We start from the raw sequence: 20,078 nt of genomic DNA, 5'->3' as shown, positions 1-20,078 counted from the left end.
GTTTTGCATGGCGCACAGACTACGCACCGTCAAAACACCCCTATCTCCGAAGTTCACCCCAAATCAGGCAAGTTGCTTCGTATCAATCAGTGATGTGACGCCGTTCACCATGGCCCCTCTTGTCGCAGACGGACGGCCGATCTATCGTGCTGATGTATCGAGTCGATACATCAGCTCGGCATAAAGGACGTGCCGAGGAGGCCGCGGCAGTGAGGAGGCGACATGAGCCGGCGTTCCGGGATCCTCGAGTTCGCCGTCCTCGGTCTGCTCCGCGAGTCCCCGATGCACGGCTATGAGCTGCGCAAACGACTCAATACGTCACTGGGTGTGTTCCGTGCGTTCAGCTACGGGACGCTCTACCCCTGCCTCAAGACGCTGGTCGCGAGCGGCTGGTTGATCGAGGAATCGGGGAACACCACCGAGGACGCCCTCGCCGCGCCACTCGCGGGGCGTCGCGCCAAGATCGTCTATCGATTGACGGCGGAAGGTAAAGAACACTTCGAGGAGCTGCTCTCACAGACGGGGCCCGACGCGTACGAGGACGAGCACTTCGCGGCTCGTTTCGCGTTCTTCGGGCAGACGTCACGCGACGTGCGCATGCGCGTACTGGAGGGCCGCCGCAGTCGTCTCGAGGAGCGCCTGGAGAAGATGCGTGCGTCTCTGGCACGCACCAGGGAGCGCCTCGACGACTACACCCTTGAGCTCCAGCGCCACGGAATGGAGTCCGTGGAGCGCGAAGTGCGCTGGCTGAACGAGCTCATCGAGAGCGAGCGGGTGGGACGGGACGTCAAGGGTTCCGCCTCCGAAGGCGCCCCCCAAGGCGTCTCCGAAGGCAGCTCCCTGGGCGCCTCCGAAGGCTCCGCTCAGCAGAACAGCACATCTGGAGAGACGGGCGGCCTGCCCCGGCACCGGGACCAGTCCCGGCCGGATCCGTCCGACGACACCACCACGTGAGGTCCAGTCGGGGCTTCACCTCGTACACACAGGGAGCAACCGGAATGGGTTCGGTTCGCGTAGCCATCGTCGGCGTGGGCAACTGCGCCGCCTCGCTGGTGCAGGGCGTCGAGTACTACAAGGACGCCGATCCGGCGGCCAAGGTCCCGGGTCTGATGCACGTCCAGTTCGGCGACTACCACGTCGGTGACGTCGAGTTCGTCGCCGCCTTCGACGTCGACGCGAAGAAGGTCGGCCTCGACCTCTCCGACGCCATCGGTGCCAGCGAGAACAACACCATCAAGATCTGCGACGTCCCGAACAAGGGCGTCACGGTCCAGCGTGGCCACACGCTCGACGGTCTGGGCAAGTACTACCGCATGACGATCGAGGAGTCCGCCGAGACCCCGGTCGACGTGGTCCAGGTCCTCAAGGACCAGCAGGTCGACGTCCTCATCTGCTACCTGCCCGTCGGTTCCGAGGACGCGGCGAAGTTCTACGCCCAGTGCGCCATCGACGCCAAGGTCGCCTTCGTCAACGCTCTTCCGGTCTTCATCGCCGGCACCAAGGAGTGGGCGGACAAGTTCACCGAGGCGGGCGTCCCGATCGTCGGCGACGACATCAAGTCGCAGGTCGGCGCCACCATCACGCACCGTGTGATGGCGAAGCTGTTCGAGGACCGCGGTGTCCGTCTCGAGCGCACCATGCAGCTCAACGTGGGCGGCAACATGGACTTCAAGAACATGCTGGAGCGCGACCGCCTCGAGTCCAAGAAGATCTCGAAGACGCAGGCCGTCACCTCGCAGATCCCCGACCGCGACCTGGGCGAGAAGAACGTCCACATCGGTCCCTCGGACTACGTGCAGTGGCTCGACGACCGCAAGTGGGCGTACGTCCGCCTCGAGGGCCGCGCCTTCGGTGACGTCCCGCTGAACCTGGAGTACAAGCTCGAGGTCTGGGACTCCCCGAACTCCGCGGGTGTCATCATCGACGCCCTGCGCGCCGCGAAGATCGCCAAGGACCGCGGCATCGGTGGTCCGATCCTGTCGGCGTCCTCGTACTTCATGAAGTCCCCGCCGGTCCAGTACTTCGACGACGAGGCCTTCGCCAACGTCGAGAAGTTCATCAAGGGCGAGGTCGAGCGCTAGCAAGACAGGCCTCCGAGCGCCGGCGAGACACGGCGCGGAGCGCCGAGGAGCCCTTCGCTCCTGCCCGTCGAGGGTCCCTGGGTCTTTGACCCGGGGACCCTCCTCGTATGTGAGGCTGTGCTCCATGGCTGTCGTGCGTGACCTGCGCGTCCTCCTGCGCTTCCAGGGCTTCAGACGCCTGCTCGGTGTCCGGTTGCTGTCGCAGGGCGCCGACGGCGTCTACCAGGTCGCGCTCGCCACGTACGTGGTCTTCTCACCGGAGAAGCAGACCTCCGCGGCCTCGATCGCCTCCGCGATGGCGGTACTGCTCCTCCCGTACTCCCTCGTCGGCCCCTTCGCCGGTGTCCTGCTGGACCGCTGGCGGCGCCGCCAGGTCCTCCTGTACGGCAATCTGCTGCGGAACGCGCTGGCCTGCGTGACGGCCGCACTGATGCTGAGCCATGTCCCCGACTGGCTCTTCTACGCCTCCGCGCTGTGTGTCACCGCGGTCAACCGGTTCGTCCTGGCGGGCCTCTCCGCCGCTCTGCCCCGCGTCGTCGACCCCGACCGGCTGGTCATGGCCAACGCCCTGTCGCCCACCGCCGGAACACTCGCCGCGACCGCGGGCGGCGGTCTCGCGTTCGTCGTACGGCTGGTCGCCTCGGACTCCGACGCGGCGGTCGTCCTCCTCGGTGCGGCCCTCTACCTGTGCGCGGCGCTCGCCTCCCTGCGTATGGCACCGGAACTGCTCGGCCCCGACCCGGAGTTGGTGCAGCCGAGCTTGCGTAGGGCGCTCACCGGCACCGCGCGCGGTCTCGTGGCCGGCGTGCGCCATCTCGCCGAACCCGCACGGCGGGAGGCAGCCTGGGCGCTCCTGTCGATGACCCTGATGCGCTTCTGCTACGGCGCCCTGACCGTCATGGTGCTGATGCTGTGCCGGTACGCCTGGTCGTCCGGCTCCGACGGCGGGCTCGCCCTGCTGGGCCTGGCCGTGGGCATCTCCGGGGCGGGCTTCTTCGTCGCGGCCGTGGTGACGCCCTGGGCGGTGGGACGACTGGGCCCCGGCGGCTGGATCGTCGCGTGCGCGGCCGCGGCAGCGGTCCTGGAACCCGCGCTCGGCCTGCCCTTCGACGCGGCGCCCATGCTGGCCGCCGCCTTCGTTCTCGGCCTGACCACACAGGGCGCGAAGATCGCCACCGACACGATCGTGCAGTCCTCGGTCGACGACGGGTACCGCGGCCGGATCTTCTCCGTTTACGACGTCCTGTTCAACGTCGCGTTCGTCGGTGCGGCCGCGGTAGCCGCCCTGATGCTGCCTCCTGACGGCCGCTCAGCTGCCCTCGTCGTCACGTTGGCCACGGTCTACGCAGCAATTGCTGTTGCTATGGCCCGCTTTGGTCTGCAGTAAGTGTCACATCAGTGCCACAGAGCCTCTCTGGGCTACTGCGTTGTCAGTGGGTCTCGATAACTTACGTGCGTCTTATTCGCGCCACGCGCTCACGTTCTAGGGGGACCCCTAAGTGACCACTCCGCCGCCCCAGGGCCAGAACCCGTTCGCTCAGGGCCAGCAGCCCTACGGGCAGCCGCCCCAGGACCAGGCTCCGTACGGACCACCGCCGCAGGGTTATCCGCAGCAGCCCGGCCAGCCCGGCTTCCCGCAACAGGGGACGGTTCCCTACGCTCCGATCGCGCCGCAGCGCCCGAAGCGCGGCATCAAGTGGTACCTGCGCATCGTCGTCGTGGCTGGAGCACTCATAGCTGCCCTCGTCGGCTACATATCGAGCCGCCACGACCCCGACACCGCCAAGGTCGGCGACTGCATGAGTATCAGCAACCCGAACAGTTCCACGGATCCCGGACTCAAGGTCGTGGACTGCACCAGCTCCAAGGCCAAGTACAAGGTCGCGGAGAAGAAGAGCGACAACTCCGGCTGCGACCGCACCAAGTACGCCGAGTACACCGAGACCGGCAAGGACGACTTCACCCTCTGCCTGTCGGAGTACTCCGCCAAGTAAGTGCTTCACCCATGCTCGAAGGGGCGGTGTTTCACGTGAAACACCGCCTCTTGGCATGCTCCGGCACAGACCCCGGGGTCACGTTTCACGTGAAACATGACCCCACTCGGCCCGCTCTGTGAGCCTCAGCCCTGCTCGGCCCACCACTCCTTGAGCGCCGTCACCGCCGCGTCGTGCTCCATCGGGCCGTTCTCCAGCCTCAGCTCCAGCAGGAACTTGTACGCCTGGCCGATCGCCGGGCCCGGGCCGATGCCCAGGATCTCCATGATCTGGTTGCCGTCGAGGTCGGGGCGGATAGCGTCCAGCTGCTCCTGCTCCTGAAGCTCGGCGATGCGCTCCTCCAGGCCGTCATACGCGCGAGAGAGCGTCGTCGCCTTGCGCTTGTTGCGCGTAGTGCAGTCGGAGCGGGTCAGTTTATGGAGGCGGTCGAGGAGTGGACCCGCGTCACGCACATAGCGACGGACCGCGGAGTCCGTCCACTCGCCGGTGCCGTATCCATGAAAACGCAGATGAAGCTCGACCAGACGCGAGACGTCCTTCACGAGGTCATTGGAGTACTTGAGCGCCGTCATCCGCTTCTTGGTCATCTTCGCGCCCACCACCTCGTGGTGATGGAAGGAGACCCGCCCGTCCTTCTCGAAACGCCGCGTCCTCGGCTTGCCGATGTCGTGCAGCAGCGCGGCGAGCCGCAGCGTCAGGTCCGGGCCATCCTCCTCGAGCTCCATGGCCTGTTCCAGGACGATCAGCGTGTGGTCGTAGACGTCCTTGTGCCGGTGGTGCTCGTCACGCTCCAGTCGCAGCGCGGGGAGCTCCGGCAGCACATGGTCGGCGAGGCCGGTGTCCACGAGCAGCGTCAGGCCCTTCCGCGGGTACGCGGAAAGGATCAGCTTGTTCAGCTCGTCCCGCACACGCTCCGCCGAGACGATCTCGATGCGCTCGGCCATGTCCGTCATCGCCGCGACGACCTCGGGGGCCACCTCGAAGTCGAGCTGCGCGGCGAACCGAGCCGCCCGCATCATCCGCAGCGGATCGTCGGAGAAGGACTCCTCGGGCGTGCCCGGGGTCCGCAGGGCCCGTGCGGACAGGTCGTCCAGACCGCCGTACGGATCGATGAACTCCTTCTCCGGCAGCGCCACGGCCATCGCGTTCACGGTGAAGTCACGGCGCACGAGGTCTTCCTCGATCGAGTCGCCGTAGGACACCTCAGGCTTGCGCGAGGTCCGGTCGTACGCCTCGGATCGATACGTCGTGATCTCGATCTGGAAGGACTGCTGTACGTCGTCCACGCGGGCGTCCTTCTGCGCGCCGACGGTGCCGAAGGCGATCCCGACCTCCCAGACGGCGTCCGCCCAGGGCCGCACGATCTTCAGTACGTCATCGGGGCGGGCGTCGGTCGTGAAGTCCAGATCGTTGCCGAGCCGGCCAAGGAGCGCGTCCCGGACCGAGCCGCCGACCAGGGCGAGCGAGAATCCCGCCTCCTGAAAACGGCGGGCGAGGTCGTCGGCGACAGGGGACACCCGCAGCAGTTCACTCACCGCGCGGCGCTGCACCTGGCTCAGGGCACTGGGATTGTCTTCGTTGGCGTTCGGCACAACAGAAAAGGGTACGTGGCCGAGGCACTCGCGGGCGCCTCCATAAAACGTGCACAGCCGTCTGCTCCCCATAGGGGGATCAATACGTACGCATACAGGACACTCGCCCCTGTCTCCCGATCTTGTGGAGCGGTCCGCGGCACTTACCCTCAGCGCGCATCGTTACCATGCGTGGACGCACATTCCGACGACCACTGACGATGACGAGGGACGGGCGAGCGCGTGGCCGAGGCGGCAGACTTCCAGGGGATGAGTCCCTCACCTGCCCGTCGGTGGCTGCGGCGCACCGGCACACTGCTGGCCGGTGCGCCTCTGCTGGCCGGCGTGCTCCAGCTGCCCGCTTCACCGGCCGCACACGCCGCTCAGCCGGCCGCTGTGGCCGATGCCACCGGGTCGGGCGGGGTGGACATCTCCCTCGACTCGCTGACCCCCAGCGCGCCCACGGACGACGACACGATCACCGTCTCCGGTTCGGTCACCAACAAGGGCAAGCAGACGGTCACGGGCGCGCATGTGGGCCTGCGCGTAGGGCCGTCCCTCCAGGGCCGGGTCGCCATCGACGACGCGGAGAAGCGCACCGGGTTCGAGCTGGGTCCGGACCCCCTGGAAGTCGGCGGCAAGTACGTCGAGAAGTTCTCCAGGCTCGCCGCGGGCGTCTCGCAGCACTTCAGCATCTCGGTCCCCGTCAAAGAGCTGAACCTCGACTCCGACGGGGTGTACCAGCTCGGCGTCTCGCTCACCGGCCGGACCGCCGCACAGCCCTGGGACCAGGTGCTCGGCATCGAGCGGACGTTCCTGCCCTGGCAGCCCGGCGCCGCCGACACGAAGACGAAGACGACGTATCTCTGGCCGCTGGTCTCGACGGTCCACCTGCGGGCGGAGACCGGCTCGGACGCCCAGCAGACGCCTGTCTTCCAGAACGACGACCTGGCCAAGGAGATCTCCCCCGGCGGTCGCCTCGACCAGCTCCTGTCCCTGGGCAGCGACCTCGACGTCACCTGGGTCCTCGACCCGGACCTGCTGGCCTCCGTGGACGCCATGACACGCAGCTACCAGATCAAGAACGGTGACACCACGACGGCGGGCAAGAACCAGGCCGTCGCCAAGGCGTGGCTCGACAGGCTCGAGAAGACCGTCGTGGACAAGGAAGTCGTCGCTCTTCCCTTCGCCGACCCGGATCTCGCGTCGCTGGCGCACAACGGCAAGGACGTCACGGGTTCCCTGAGCCACCTCAAGGACGCCACCGATGTGGCCTCCACCACGGTGCAGACGATTCTCCATGTGAAGCCGAACACCGACTTCGCCTGGCCCGCCGAGGGCGCCGTCGATCCGTCGATCGTCAAGGTCGCCACCTCCGCCGGCGCCGACAAGGTGATCGCCCGCAGCGACAGCCTGCGCGAGACCGGCGGCCTGACCTACACGCCCACCGCGGCCCGCCCCATCGGGGGCGGCACGACGGCGGTGGTCGCCGACTCCCGGCTGTCGACCGCGTTCGAGGGCGACATGGCGAAGGCCGACAACTCGACGCTCGCCGTGCAGGAATTCCTGGCCCAGAGCCTGATGGTCGATCTGCAGGAGCCGAGCAAGCAGCGGAGCATCGTCGTCGCCCCGCAGCGCATGCCCTCCGTGAGCCAGGCGCAGACCATGGCGACGGCGGTGAGGGCCCTCCAGGACGGAAACTGGTCGGAGTCCCAGAACCTCTCCGCGGCCGCCAAGGCCAAGCCGGACCCGAGCGCCACGACCAAGGTGCCGTCGGCGTCCTCGTACCCCTCCTCGCTGCGCAAGCAGGAGCTGCCGCGGTCGGCCTTCGAGCAGATCCAGACCACGCAGAACACACTCGACAACTTCAAGGTCATCCTCACCGACAAGTCCCGCGTGGTCACTCCCTTCGGTCGGGCCATAGACCGGGGGATGTCGACGTCCTGGCGCGGCCGTGGCGCCCAGGGGGACACCTTCCGCGACGGCGTGGAGTCGTATCTCGAGGACCTCACCGGTCTCGTCAAGCTGATCGACAAGTCCGACGCGAAGCTCTCGGGCCGCAGCGCCACGATCCCCGTGACGGTGCAGAACAACCTCGTGCAGGGCGTCCACCACCTGGTGCTGCGTCTCACCTCGCAGCAGCCGACCCGGCTCAAGATCGGCGACGACGCCTTCGACGAGCGGCCGATCCAAGTCGCGGGCGAGCACAGCCAGTCGGTGAAGTTCACCACCTCCGCCAAGGCCAACGGCCCGGTGACGGTCTTCGCGCAGTTGTTCACGGACGACGGCCAGGCGTACGGTCCTCCCGTCAAGTTCGAAGTGAAGGTCACCGAGATCACTCCCACGGTGATGCTGGTCATCGGCGGAGGCGTTCTGCTGCTCGTGCTCGCCGGATTCCGGATGTACACCCAGCGCAAGCGCGCGGCCGCCCGCCAGGCCGAGGAGGAGCAGGAGGACACCCCCGACACCGAGGGCGACACCGACGGCGGGGCCGAGGGCCTGACCGGCGTGAACAAGGACGCCGAAGGCACCGTAGACACTACTGAGGACACCGAGCGCTCCAAGGACGGTCCCGACGGGGAGTCCACGACGGAGTCCGGGGCAGACGACCCGGAGCACCCGAGTGACCCGACACCGGACACCGCACCGGAAAGCACCGACCCGTCCGGCACGGGTGAGAGAGTGGACCGTTGAGCGATGTCGTGGCCCGTGGGCCCGGGGACGATGAGGTGGGGTAACCATGAACGCGCCGTACGACGGTGACCGCGGCCAGGGCGCGGGCAGCTCGGGCTACCCCGAGGACTACCCGGACCAGGCCGTGGGCGGCTCGGGCTACCCGGACCAGGGCATGGCCAACACCGGCTACCCCGAGGGGTACCCGGAGGGGCCACCGGCCGAGCAGCCGCAGGGCCAGTACCAGGACATGTACTTTCAGGACGCCTACACCCAGGACCCCTACCGGGCGCAGGACCTCGCCGCCCAGGATCCGGTGACCGAGGCGCTCTACGACCGTGCGGCGCACCCCCCGCCGCCCCCTGGCTCCTACTACCCGCAGCAGCCGCTCTACGCCCAGCCGCCCACCTCGCAGTACACCCCCGACCCCCGTGTGTGGGCCCAGACGCCCCCGCCGGAGCCCGCGGGCCCGACGCGGCACCTGCCCTACGGCGAGGACGCCCGCACGACCCAGTTCGTCGGCGTGGACGACCTCGTGACCCAGGCCGGCGAGCAGCAGCACGAGCCGGATGCCTTCGCGCACCTCTTCCGCGACCAGGGCCAGGCCGGCACCCGTACCTCCATCGCCCCGCCCGGCGTACCGTCGCCGACCCAGGAACCGACTCCGGCCGCCCCGCAGGCCCCCGCGCCCGAAGCGGCGCCCGCCGCGAAGAAGTCCGGTGGACGCGCGTCGGGTCTGCTGAAGTCGAGCGCGGTGATGGCGGCGGGCACGCTGGTGTCCCGGCTCACCGGCTTCATCCGCTCCGCGCTGATCGTCTCGGCCCTGGGCGTCGGCCTCCTCGGCGACACCTTCCAGGTCGCGTACCAGCTTCCGACGATGATCTACATCTTGACCGTCGGCGGCGGCCTGAACTCCGTCTTCGTACCGCAGCTCGTGCGCGCCATGAAGGAGGACGACGACGGCGGCGAGGCCTACGCCAACCGGCTGCTCACCGTCGTGATGGTGGCCCTCGGCGCACTGACCGCGCTTGGCATCTTCGCCGCGCCTCTCCTGATCCGGGTGCTGTCGAACCCGGTCGCCAGCGACCCGGCGGCCAACCAGGTCGGCGTCACCTTCGTCCGCTACTTCCTGCCCTCGATCTTCTTCATGGGCATCCACGTGGTGATGGGCCAGATCCTCAACGCGCGCGGCAAGTTCGGCGCGATGATGTGGACCCCGGTCCTCAACAACATCGTCATCATCGTGACGCTCGGCATGTTCATCTGGGTGTACGGCTCCGCGGCGAGCTCCGGCATGAAGGTCACGACCATCCCGCCGGAGGGCGAGCGGCTCCTCGGCGTCGGTGTTCTGCTCGGCCTCGTCGTCCAGTCCCTCGCGATGATCCCGTACCTGCGGGAGACCGGATTCCGGCTGCGACTGCGCTTCGACTGGAAGGGCCACGGGCTGGGCAAGGCGGCGATGCTCGCCAAGTGGACCGTGCTCTTCGTCCTCGCCAACCAGGCCGGCGCGATCGTGGTCTCGCAGTTGTCCACCGCAGCCGGCAAGGACTCATCCGTCGACGGCACCGGCTTCGCGGCCTACGCCAACGCCCAGCTCATCTGGGGCCTGCCGCAGGCCATCATCACCGTGTCCCTGATGGCCGCCCTGCTGCCGCGCCTCGCACGCTCGGCCCAAGAGAGCGACGCCGGAGCCGTCCGCGACGACATCTCCCAGGGCCTGCGAACCACGGCCGTGGCGATCGTGCCCGTCTCCTTCGGCTTCGTCTCCCTCGGCATCCCGATGTGCACCCTGATCTTCGGCTCCTCGGGCACCAGCGAAGCCACGAACATGGGCTACATGCTGATGGCCTTCGGCCTCGGCCTGATCCCCTACTCCGTGCAGTACGTCGTCCTGCGTGCCTTCTACGCGTACGAGGACACCCGCACACCCTTCTACAACACGGTCATCGTGGCCGCCGTCAATGCCGGTGCCTCGGCACTCTGCTACTTCGCTCTGCCACCCCGCTGGGCCGTGGCAGGCATGGCGGCCTCATACGGCATCGCCTACGCGATCGGCGTCGGTGTCGCCTGGAGTCGGCTGCGCAAGCGGCTCGGCGGTGATCTGGACGGCACCCGCGTCCTGCGGACGTACGCCCGTCTCGGTATCGCCTCGGTGCCCGCGGCCCTCCTGAGTGGCGCGGCCTGCTACGGCATCGGCCACACTCTCGGTCAAGGCGTCGGGGGCTCCCTGGCAGCCCTCCTCGCGGGTGGCATCGCCCTGCTCGGCGTCTTCTACGTCGCCGCGCGGAAGATGCGCATCGAAGAACTCAACTCAATGGTCGGAATGGTCCGCGGGCGCCTGGGGCGCTGAAGCGGGGGTAGGCGCACAACCATCGTCCGTCGCCGTGTGTCGTGCATAGCGCCGGACTGTGGGCACAATTGGTTTCTGCGTCGGACAGCGCGCAACGAATGGGGAGGCGGGAACGACGGTGGCGGAACGGAGCACGGCTGCCGTCGACGTGGCAGACAACAGCGGCGACGAGCCGCTGACCGCCAAGGCGGACCAGTCCACGTCCGACGGGGTGGCCCAGAACCGGGAGCGGGAGACGGACAGCGAAGAGGCACAGGGGAGCGGCGGGACCGAGAGTCTCGGAAAGGCCTCACCGCCCGAACTGCACAGTGGTCACAAACTCGCCAGGCGCTATCGCCTCGAGGAGTGCGTCACCCGTCTGGACGGCTTCAGCAGTTGGCGTGCGGTGGACGAGAAACTCCGTCGCGCCGTCGGCGTGCATCTCCTGCCCGCCGACCATCCACGGGCCCGCTCCGTACTGGCGGCGGCCCGTTCCTCGGCCCTCCTGGGCGATCCCCGGTTCGTCCAGGTCCTGGACGCGGTCGAGGAGAACGACCTCGTCTACGTGGTGCACGAGTGGCTGCCGGACGCCACCGAGCTGACCGCGCTGCTGGCCTCGGGCCCGCTGGAGGTGCACGAGGCCTACCAGATGGTCAGCCAGGTCTCCCAGGCCATGGCCGCCGCGCACCGTGAAGGCCTCGCGCATCTACAGCTGACGCCGAGCGCCGTGCTGCGCACCTCAACGGGCCAGTGGCGTATCCGTGGGCTCGCTGTGAACGCCGCGCTGCGCGGCATCAGCTCGGACACCCCGCAGCGCACCGACACTGAGGCGATCGGAGCCCTGCTGTACGCCGCGCTCACCCAGCGCTGGCCCTACGACAGCGACGCCTACGGTCTGTCCGGGTTGCCCAAGGGGGTCGGCCTCATCGCCCCCGACCAGGTGCGCGCCGGCGTCCACCGCGGCCTGTCGGAGCTCGCCATGCGCGCGCTCGCCAACGACGGCGCGACCGCCTCCCGCCACGAGACTCCGTGCACCACGCCGGAGGAGCTGGTGAAGGCGATCGCGGAGATGCCCCGCATCCGCCCGCCGGAGCCCGCGTTCACGGCCCCGCCGGAGTACCAGCGCACCTCGTACCAGCAGGGCAGCTACGGTCGCCCCGCGCCCCGCATGGGCGCCACACAGCCCGTAGCGGCCCCGCCGCCCCCGTTGCAGAGCCGCACCGGCACGGCCCTCAAGTGGGCCGTTTCGGCCCTCCTGATCGCCGCCCTGGGCCTCGGCAGCTGGCAGCTGGCGGACGCCCTGATGGATCACGCCAAGTCCGACGACACAAAGCCGACCAAGACGACGGACGGCAACGACAAGAGCACCGACAAGACCAAGCCGGTCAAGCCGATCGCGATTCAGGGTGCCCAGGAGTACGTGGCCGAGGGCGACGCCCAGCATCCCGGCGACGTGGACAAGACTTACGACAACAGCATGTCCACGGGCTGGCGGACGAACAGCTACAAGGACGGTCCGAAGATACTGATCAAGCCCGGCGTCGGCATCGTCTACGACCTCGGGTCCACCCAGAGTGTGGCGGCCGCGAACCTCACTCTGCGATACGGCGGCGATCACACAGCGGTCGAGCTGTATGCGACCGACTCACCGACGTCGTCTACACCGCTGAGTTCCATGACGAAGCTCGGCGCGATGACGACGAGTGGCACCTCCGCGAAGGTGTCGGTCGACAAGCCGGTGAAGAGCCGCTACGTGCTGGTGTGGCTGACCGCGATGCCGTACTCCGGGAACGACTCCGCGAACTACAGCAACGCCGGCTACAAGCAAGCCATCACGGACGTGAAATTCACCGGCTGACGTTCGTCGACGAGGGGGAGGGGGTCCGATGGCCGATGAAACCGGATATGGCGACGCAAGCGATCAGGACCTCCTCGCCCGTCACGTGGAGGGCGACCCCGAGGCCTTCGGTGAGATCGTGCGGCGTCATCGCGACCGGCTCTGGGCGGTGGCCCTGCGGACGCTGGGAGACCGTGAGGAGGCCGCTGACGCCGTTCAGGACGCGCTGGTATCCGCCTACCGGGCCGCTCACACCTTCCGCGGCCAGTCGGCCGTCACGACCTGGCTGCACCGCATCACGGTGAACGCCTGTCTGGACCGCGCCCGCAAGGCCGCCTCCAGGAAGACGTCTCCCGTCGATGACACCGAACGGCTGGAACAACTCCTCGAACCGCACGAGTCCGCCGCCGCCCCGGCCGAGCGCAACGATCTGCACCGGGAGCTGCTGACGGCCCTGGGCACGCTCCCGGCCGACCAACGCGCCGCTCTCGTCCTGGTCGACATGCAGGGCTACCCCGTGGCGGAAGCGGCCCGCGTCCTCGATGTGCCCGTCGGCACGGTGAAGAGCCGTTGCGCACGGGGCAGAGCCAGACTTCTCCCGCTGCTCACTCATCTCCGCGCGGAGAACGGAAGAGGCGAGGGCGGCAACAAGTCGGGCGGGGGAAGGAACCGGACCCAGGGGACATCCGTCCCACCGGCAGCGGGACCGCACGATGCAGGGCCACGTGATGCAGGACCGAGTGATTCAGCGGCTGTGAAGGGCGGAGGTGGGCGAGCGTGACGTCCACGACGGATACGGCCGGGCACCCGGATGTCGCGGAGATCTCCGACCTCTCCGAAGGGCTGCTCGCGCCCTCTCGCACCGCGGACGTACGGCGACACCTCGACGAGTGCGTGCTCTGTGCCGACGTGTACGACTCCCTGGAGGAGATCCGAGGGCTGCTCGGGACCCTGCCGGGCCCCACGCGCATGCCTGACGATGTGGCCAGCCGCATCGATGCCGCCCTCGCCGCGGAAGCTCTGCTGAGTGCCACGGCTGCCGACCACGAGGCGGCCGAGGACAACCGCGCGAGTGTTTCACGTGAAACATCGGTCGCCGGGGTTTCACACACGTCGGGTGAACCGGGCCCCGCTTCCACCACGGACCGGCCCTCGGGACATTTCCACGGCGCCACCGGCCCCGGCCGCTCGCGGCGGGGGCGCCGGGGACGTCGCAGGGTGGTCGTTCTCGGCACGGTGTTCACAGCCGCCGCTCTCGGGCTGGGCGCGATCCTCGTGCAGTCACTGGGGGACGGCTCCGGCAAGAGCCCGCAGACAGTGACGCAGCAGGGAGCGAAGGACACTTTCTCCGAAGGAAAGCTGAAGACTCAGGTCGCGGATCTCCTCGCGAAGAACAAGAGCGCGAACACCCGGTCCGCCAGCCCGAAGCGTCCCTGGGGAGCCGAGTCCAATGGCGCGGGCAACGGGTCCGCCGGGATCGACACCCTGATCACGCCCACCGTGCAGGTCCCCGACTGTATTCAGAAGGGCACCGGAAGCACCGCGACGGTCCTCGCGGCACAGCAGGGCACATATAAGGGGACGAGCGTGTATCTCGTCGTCGTACCCGACGCCTCCGACAGCACGAAGGTCACGGCGTACATCGTCGACGCCGCGTGCGTGAAGCAGGCCTCGACGTCTCCTGGCAAGCTCCTGCTGACACACTCGTACGCCCGCTCCTGAGTACGTCCGCGTCGACCCGCCTCCTCCCCAGTAACCCCATGGCATCTCTGTGCGGTGTCTCGTCTTCGTGTGCCCGGACACACCGGGAATGCAAGCCCCTTAGGATCCGTTGGGTGGGGTGAGAGTTCTGAGAGAGGCTCCCACCGGCAGTACGCAGCAGTCTCCAGAAACGAGGAATCAAGCCGTGAGCGACGTCCGTAACGTGATCATCATCGGATCCGGGCCTGCCGGCTACACGGCAGCGCTGTACACCGCGCGCGCGTCGCTGAAGCCGCTGGTCTTCGAAGGCGCCGTCACCGCCGGTGGTGCGCTGATGAACACCACCGAGGTGGAGAACTTCCCCGGCTTCCAGGACGGCATCATGGGCCCCGAGCTCATGGACAACATGCGCGCCCAGGCCGAGCGCTTCGGTGCCGAGCTGATCCCGGACGACATCGTCGCCGTCGATCTGACGGGCGAGATCAAGACCGTCACGGACACCGCGGGCACGGTGCACCGCGCCAAGGCCGTCATCGTCACGACGGGCTCACAGCACCGCAAGCTCGGTCTGCCCAACGAGGACGCGCTCTCCGGACGCGGCGTCTCGTGGTGCGCGACCTGTGACGGCTTCTTCTTCAAGGGCCAGGACATCGCCGTGATCGGCGGTGGCGACACCGCGATGGAGGAGGCGACCTTCCTCTCCCGCTTCGCCAAGTCGGTGACGATCGTGCACCGCCGTGACACCCTGCGCGCCTCCAAGGCGATGCAGGAGCGTGCTTTCGCCGACCCGAAGATCAATTTCGTCTGGGACAGCGAGATCGCCTCGATCGAGGGCGGCCCCAAGCTCGCCGGCCTGAAGCTGCGCAACCTCAAGACCAGTGAGATCTCCGACCTGCCGGTGACCGGCCTGTTCATCGCGATCGGCCACGACCCGCGCACCGAGCTCTTCAAGGGCCAGCTCGACCTGGACGAGGAGGGCTACCTCAAGGTCGAGGCACCTTCGACCCGGACGAACCTGACCGGTGTCTTCGGCGCCGGTGATGTCGTCGACCACACGTACCGCCAGGCGATCACCGCGGCCGGCACCGGCTGCTCCGCCGCCCTCGACGCCGAGCGCTACCTCGCTGCCCTCGCGGACAGCGAGACCGCCGCGGCTGCCACCGTCTGACCCCCGTCCGCCCCACCGCACCAACCAGTTAAGGAGCCCGCCGTGGCCGGCACCCTGAAGAATGTGACTGACGACTCCTTCGAGCAGGACGTCCTCAAGAGCGACAAGCCCGTCCTGGTGGACTTCTGGGCCGCCTGGTGCGGTCCGTGCCGCCAGATCGCGCCGTCCCTCGAGGCGATCGCCGCGGAGTACGGCGACCAGATCGAGGTCGTCAAGCTCAACATCGACGAGAACCCGGGTACGGCCGCCAAGTACGGCGTCATGTCCATCCCGACCCTGAACGTCTACCAGGGTGGCGAGGTCGCCAAGACCATCGTGGGTGCGAAGCCGAAGGCCGCGATCGTCCGCGACCTGGAGGACTTCATCACCGAGGGCGCCGAGAAGACCGTCTGACCGGAAACGCCGCCCCGTAAGCGGCGGCGATGTTTCACGTGAAACACGAATGGGCCAGCCCGGAAGGGCTGGCCCATTTGCGTGGAGGAGGGCTTGGGACGGCGGGCGGCACCACAGCCAACTAGAGAGGACGAAGCGCCGGTTCCTTCTGGACCGCCCCCAGGAGGCGGTCCAGAGCCAACTCCACGTCTTCCTTCCAGGAGAGCGTCGTCCGCAGCTCCAGCCTCAGGCGGGGGTACGTGGGGTGGGGGCGTACCGTCTTGAAGCCGACGGCGAGGAGATGGTCGGCGGGAAGCACACAGGCCGGTTCCTTCCACCGCGCGTCTCCGAAGGCCTCGATCGCCTTGAAGCCCCGACGCAGCAGATCCTTGGCGACCGTCTGGACCATCACCCGGCCGAGTCCCTGTCCCTGATAGCCCGGCATGATGAAGGCGGTCATCAGCTGGACGGCGTCCGGTGAGACCGGGCTGGTGGGGAACGCCGTGGAGCGGGGGACATAGGCGGGGGGTGCATACAGCACGAAGCCGACCGGTACGTCGTCCACGTAGACGACGCGGCCGCAGGATCCCCACTCCAGCAGGACGGCGGAGATCCACGCCTCCTTCTCGAGTTCGGGCCTTCCCGCCTTTACCGCGGCTTCACCACTGACGGGATCCAGTTCCCAGAAGACACACGCGCGACAGCGCTTGGGAAGGTCCGGAAGGTTGTCCAGCGTGAGCGGTACGAGCCTGCGCCCCATGAAGGATGTTCCTCGCTTCCTTCGCCCGCAGCCTCGCGGGCGGCTGTCAGAGCGCTTCGCTCCCTGAGCAGGCTGCCGATGAACCCACCGACCGCCCCCAGTCCCAGGCCTGCGGTCACCAATCCGGTACGGCTCACGGTTTGCATGGCCCCCGCCTCCCCAATGAAGGTGCCGCCAGGTGGATGCGCCATACCCGATCGCATCGTATCCACGAAGCGATTCCATCGATACTGCCTGAAAGCAAAGAGCAGGCCGTGTTCCGGTACACACCGGACACGGCCCGCTCTTATGGTCGGCCGACGGGGACCATCCCGTCACCGGGGGACTCAGGCCTCCGTGTCCTCGGAGTCGTCGTCCAGGAGGCTCCTCTGCAGAACCCCTCCCTCACCCGGGGCGAGCGAGCTCAGGATCCGCTCGAGATCATCCATCGAAGCGAACTCGACCGTGATCTTCCCCTTCTTCTGCCCCAGGTCGACCTTCACCCGAGTCTCGAAGCGGTCCGAGAGACGCGTGGCGAGGTCACTCAGCGCCGGAGAGAGCCGGGTGCCTGCCCGTGGTCCCTTGGAACGCGCAGCGGTCTGAGGACGCGATCCCATGAGGGTGACGATCTCCTCGACGGCCCTCACCGACAGTCCTTCGGCCACGATGCGGTGGGCCAGCCTGTCCTGCTCCTCCGAGTCCGCGACGGAGAGCAGGGCGCGGGCATGGCCCGCAGAGAGCACTCCGGCGGCGACACGACGCTGAACCGCCGGCGAAAGCTTCAGCAGCCGCAGGGTGTTGGAGACCTGCGGGCGTGAGCGTCCGATACGGTCCGCCAACTGGTCGTGCGTGCAGTTGAAGTCCTGCAGCAGCTGGTCGTAGGCGGCCGCCTCTTCCAGCGGGTTCAGCTGGGCGCGGTGCAGGTTCTCCAGTAGCGCGTCCAGGAGAAGCTTCTCGTCGTCCGTGGCCCGCACGATCGCAGGAATGGCCTCAAGGCCCGCCTCACGGCAGGCACGGAAGCGCCGCTCACCCATGATGAGCTCGTAGCGAGCCGGACCCACCTGCCGCACGACGACGGGCTGGAGAAGCCCTACCTCCTTGATGGAGGTGACGAGCTCCGCAAGCGCGTCCTCGTCGAACACCTCGCGGGGCTGACGCGGGTTGGGGGTGATGTGGTCGAGGGGCAGTTCAGCGAAGTGAGCACCGACGGGCGCGGAGGGCACCTCCGGGCTTCCGATCGTCGACGGCTCCTCTGTTTCATGTGAAACAGGCGGCAGTGTGGTCACCTTCGCCGCAGCCACCCCGCGCTCTGCCGTGAGCACGGGTACGGCCGCCGACGAGGAGCCTCCACCTGCCGGTGAGGGAACCGTCTTCTCCGTCGGAGCCGCGGGGATCAGTGCGCCGAGGCCCCGCCCCAGCCCTCGTCGTCGCTCACTCACTGGATCCCCTCCACCATGTTCTGACTGTTCTGTGCACCCACATGGGTGTTCTGCGCGTCATACGCCACTCCGACTCCGCGGAGGGCAATTTCTCGTGCGGCCTCAAGATACGAAAGGGCACCGCTCGAACCTGGATCGTAGGTCAGCACCGTCTGGCCATAGCTCGGGGCCTCGGAGATACGGACCGAACGAGGAATGCTCGTCCGCAGCACCTCTTCACCGAAGTGGCTGCGCACCTCGTCCGCGACCTGGGACGCGAGGCGCGTCCGGCCGTCGTACATGGTGAGCAGGATCGTCGAGACATGGAGGTTGGGGTTGAGATGCCCCCGTACCAGGTCGACGTTCCGCAGGAGCTGGCCCAGGCCTTCCAGCGCGTAGTACTCGCACTGGATAGGAATGAGGACCTCCGCACCGGCGACCAGCGCGTTGACGGTGAGGAGGCCGAGCGAGGGCGGGCAGTCGATGAGGATGTAGTCCAGCGGCTGCTCGTACGCCTGGATCGCCCGCTCCAGTCGGCTCTCCCGTGCCACCAGGGACACCAGCTCGATCTCCGCACCGGCGAGATCGATCGTGGCAGGCGCACAGAAGAGGCCCTCGACATCGGGGACCGGCTGGACGACTTCGGAGAGCGGCTTGCTGTCGATCAGCACGTCGTAGATGGAAGGCACTTCGGCGTGATGGTCGATGCCCAGCGCGGTGGAGGCATTGCCCTGAGGGTCGAGGTCGATCACCAGGACACGGCCGCCATGCAGGGCCAGCGACGCAGCAAGATTGACCGTGGTCGTGGTCTTACCCACCCCACCCTTCTGGTTGGCGACCACCATGACGCGTGTCTGTTCGGGCCGTGGCAGGCCCTCACCGGCGTGACCCAGCGCCTCCACCGCCAGTTGGGCAGCACGACCAATAGGAGTGTCGTCCATGGGGGGCGGTGTTTCACGTGAAACATCCTCCCCCATCGACTCGGTACGGGGACCGGGGACCGGATCGGTCATCGGTCCCGCGATGTTGGCGTCGGACCGCAAGGATTCACTCTCCTCGACTTCAGGCTCGCAATGAACAGAGCCTCCCATGTCTTCGGGGTCATGAACCAGCGAGGCCCGTTCTTCTGTGGAGAAATCCACCTCTGTGGACAACTCCGCACCCTCCGCGAGTGAACCGAGAGGCTTCCGATCGCGGGGTTCGGCCGCAGCGCGTCCGCGACTGATGATGCCGTGCAGCAGTGAGCGACGTTTCACGTGAAACACGATGCATAGCGGCCACGGCCATGACGGCGCGACACTCCGAGATGCGTAGGTTTGGCAGCTTGTGTGGAGTACGGCTCGTTGTCAGGACGCATCAGGTGGAGTGACGAAGAACTCCCGGCTCCGCCCTGCGGAACCGGGAGTCCACGATCCATCTCACGTCCAGGATCAACGCCGTCGGCGTGTCCGCCCTGTCCGGGCCGCCTTCGCCCTTTTCGCGGCGAAGCGCACACCACCCGGGCTCTCCCCGACCTCGACCCGCACCACGGTCGACAGTGGGTCCACAATGCCCTCGCCGACGTGCAGGATGGACGTCGCCACGGCGCCGAGCTTGCTGAGGGCCGTCGCGGCGCTCTTCAGCTCTTCCTCCGCGGTATCGCCCTTGAGAGCCAGCATCTCGCCGTACGGGCGGAGAAGCGGGATGCCCCACGTCGCCAGCCGGTCCAGTGGAGCGACGGCCCGCGCGGTCACCACGTGGACCGCCGGCAGCGTCCCCATGACCTCCTCGGCACGGCCACGCATGACGGTCACATGGTCGAGGCCTAGGAGCTCGACGACCTCGGTGAGGAAGTTGGTCCGCCGCAGCAGCGGTTCCAGCAGAGTGATCTTGATGTCGTCACGGACCAGGGCCAGCGGAATGCCGGGCAGCCCCGCGCCGGAGCCGACGTCGCACACGGTCACACCCTCGGGCACGACCTCGGAGAGCACCGCACAGTTCAGCAGGTGCCGCTCCCACAGCCGGGGCACTTCGCGGGGGCCGATCAGCCCTCGCTGCACTCCCGCCTCGGCCAACAGCTCCGCGTACCGGACCGCGTCCTCGAAGCGATCGCCGAATACCTCGCGCGCCTGCTCGGGCGCAGGGGGAAGCTCCGCTGCCTCCGTCACGGGGACCGTCCTTCCGTACCGCATAAGCGCGCTGAGCGCTGACCACCA

The 20,078-nt window shown here is 67.9% G+C and carries 16 protein-coding genes; 11 read left to right on the top strand and 5 right to left on the bottom strand.

The annotated features are described in order from the left end of the window. The first annotated feature begins 222 nt into the window (after positions 1–222). From OG819_RS13385 to OG819_RS13370, 4 genes are all read left to right on the top strand, one after another. A complete protein-coding gene (locus OG819_RS13385) occupies positions 223–954 on the top strand; it encodes a PadR family transcriptional regulator (RefSeq protein ID WP_266432674.1) in 732 nt (243 codons plus the stop codon). A gap of 44 nt (positions 955–998) precedes the next feature. Then, entirely contained in the window at positions 999–2,081 is a 1,083-nt protein-coding gene (locus OG819_RS13380) for an inositol-3-phosphate synthase (RefSeq protein WP_266649541.1), read from the top strand. A gap of 124 nt (positions 2,082–2,205) precedes the next feature. Beyond that, positions 2,206–3,468, top strand: a complete 1,263-nt coding sequence (locus OG819_RS13375) for an MFS transporter (protein WP_266649539.1) — start codon at positions 2,206–2,208, stop codon at positions 3,466–3,468. A 112-nt stretch (positions 3,469–3,580) separates the two neighbouring features. Then, positions 3,581–4,075 carry a hypothetical protein gene (locus OG819_RS13370; RefSeq protein WP_266649538.1) on the top strand — a complete coding sequence of 165 codons (495 nt, stop codon included), beginning with the start codon at positions 3,581–3,583 and terminating at the stop codon, positions 4,073–4,075. Between the two features lie 125 nt (positions 4,076–4,200). Here OG819_RS13370 and OG819_RS13365 read toward each other — a convergent pair whose 3' ends face one another. Continuing rightward, positions 4,201–5,667, bottom strand: a complete 1,467-nt coding sequence (locus tag OG819_RS13365) for a CCA tRNA nucleotidyltransferase (RefSeq protein WP_266649536.1) — start codon at positions 5,665–5,667, stop codon at positions 4,201–4,203. Positions 5,668–5,889: 222 nt separating this feature from the next. Here OG819_RS13365 and OG819_RS13360 point away from each other — a divergent pair, with 222 nt between their 5' ends. From OG819_RS13360 to trxA, 7 genes are all read left to right on the top strand, one after another. Continuing rightward, on the top strand, positions 5,890–8,340 hold the full coding sequence (locus OG819_RS13360; RefSeq protein WP_266649534.1) for a DUF6049 family protein: 2,451 nt from the start codon (positions 5,890–5,892) through the stop codon (positions 8,338–8,340). Between the two features lie 46 nt (positions 8,341–8,386). Further along, the gene (gene murJ, locus OG819_RS13355; RefSeq protein WP_266649532.1) at positions 8,387–10,669 is read left to right on the top strand and encodes a murein biosynthesis integral membrane protein MurJ; all 2,283 of its coding nucleotides are present in this window, start codon (positions 8,387–8,389) and stop codon (positions 10,667–10,669) included. A 118-nt stretch (positions 10,670–10,787) separates the two neighbouring features. Then, the gene (locus tag OG819_RS13350; protein ID WP_266649530.1) at positions 10,788–12,506 is read left to right on the top strand and encodes a serine/threonine protein kinase; all 1,719 of its coding nucleotides are present in this window, start codon (positions 10,788–10,790) and stop codon (positions 12,504–12,506) included. A 28-nt stretch (positions 12,507–12,534) separates the two neighbouring features. Further along, on the top strand, positions 12,535–13,266 hold the full coding sequence (gene sigM, locus OG819_RS13345) for an RNA polymerase sigma factor SigM (RefSeq protein ID WP_266626421.1): 732 nt from the start codon (positions 12,535–12,537) through the stop codon (positions 13,264–13,266). Next, positions 13,263–14,207 carry a hypothetical protein gene (locus OG819_RS13340; protein ID WP_266649528.1) on the top strand — a complete coding sequence of 315 codons (945 nt, stop codon included), beginning with the start codon at positions 13,263–13,265 and terminating at the stop codon, positions 14,205–14,207. Before sigM ends, OG819_RS13340 begins: the two co-directional genes overlap by 4 nt. Before the next feature lie 184 nt (positions 14,208–14,391). Further along, positions 14,392–15,354: a thioredoxin-disulfide reductase gene (trxB, locus tag OG819_RS13335; RefSeq protein ID WP_266649526.1), complete on the top strand. Its 963-nt coding sequence runs from the start codon at positions 14,392–14,394 to the stop codon at positions 15,352–15,354. Positions 15,355–15,396: 42 nt separating this feature from the next. Beyond that, complete coding sequence (trxA, locus tag OG819_RS13330; protein ID WP_054236436.1) at positions 15,397–15,747, top strand: thioredoxin; 351 nt, start codon at positions 15,397–15,399, stop codon at positions 15,745–15,747. Between the two features lie 121 nt (positions 15,748–15,868). On the opposite strand, the gene OG819_RS13325 is transcribed toward trxA, so the two are convergent. The 4 genes from OG819_RS13325 to rsmG all read right to left on the bottom strand — a co-directional run bounded on the left by OG819_RS13325 (position 15,869) and on the right by rsmG (position 20,030). Then, complete coding sequence (locus tag OG819_RS13325) at positions 15,869–16,486, bottom strand: GNAT family N-acetyltransferase (RefSeq protein WP_266583863.1); 618 nt, start codon at positions 16,484–16,486, stop codon at positions 15,869–15,871. A gap of 326 nt (positions 16,487–16,812) precedes the next feature. Next, positions 16,813–17,904, bottom strand: a complete 1,092-nt coding sequence (locus OG819_RS13320) for a ParB/RepB/Spo0J family partition protein (protein ID WP_266432651.1) — start codon at positions 17,902–17,904, stop codon at positions 16,813–16,815. Then, on the bottom strand, positions 17,901–18,974 hold the full coding sequence (locus OG819_RS13315; RefSeq protein ID WP_323139385.1) for a ParA family protein: 1,074 nt from the start codon (positions 18,972–18,974) through the stop codon (positions 17,901–17,903). The genes OG819_RS13320 and OG819_RS13315 overlap by 4 nt, the downstream gene beginning before the upstream one ends. Before the next feature lie 339 nt (positions 18,975–19,313). After that, complete coding sequence (gene rsmG, locus OG819_RS13310) at positions 19,314–20,030, bottom strand: 16S rRNA (guanine(527)-N(7))-methyltransferase RsmG (protein ID WP_266626429.1); 717 nt, start codon at positions 20,028–20,030, stop codon at positions 19,314–19,316. Between the last annotated feature and the right edge of the window lie 48 nt (positions 20,031–20,078).

This window comes from Streptomyces sp. NBC_01549 (genome assembly GCF_026339955.1).
Taxonomy (GTDB): domain Bacteria; phylum Actinomycetota; class Actinomycetes; order Streptomycetales; family Streptomycetaceae; genus Streptomyces.
This window is presented reverse-complemented; position numbering and strand designations above follow the sequence as displayed.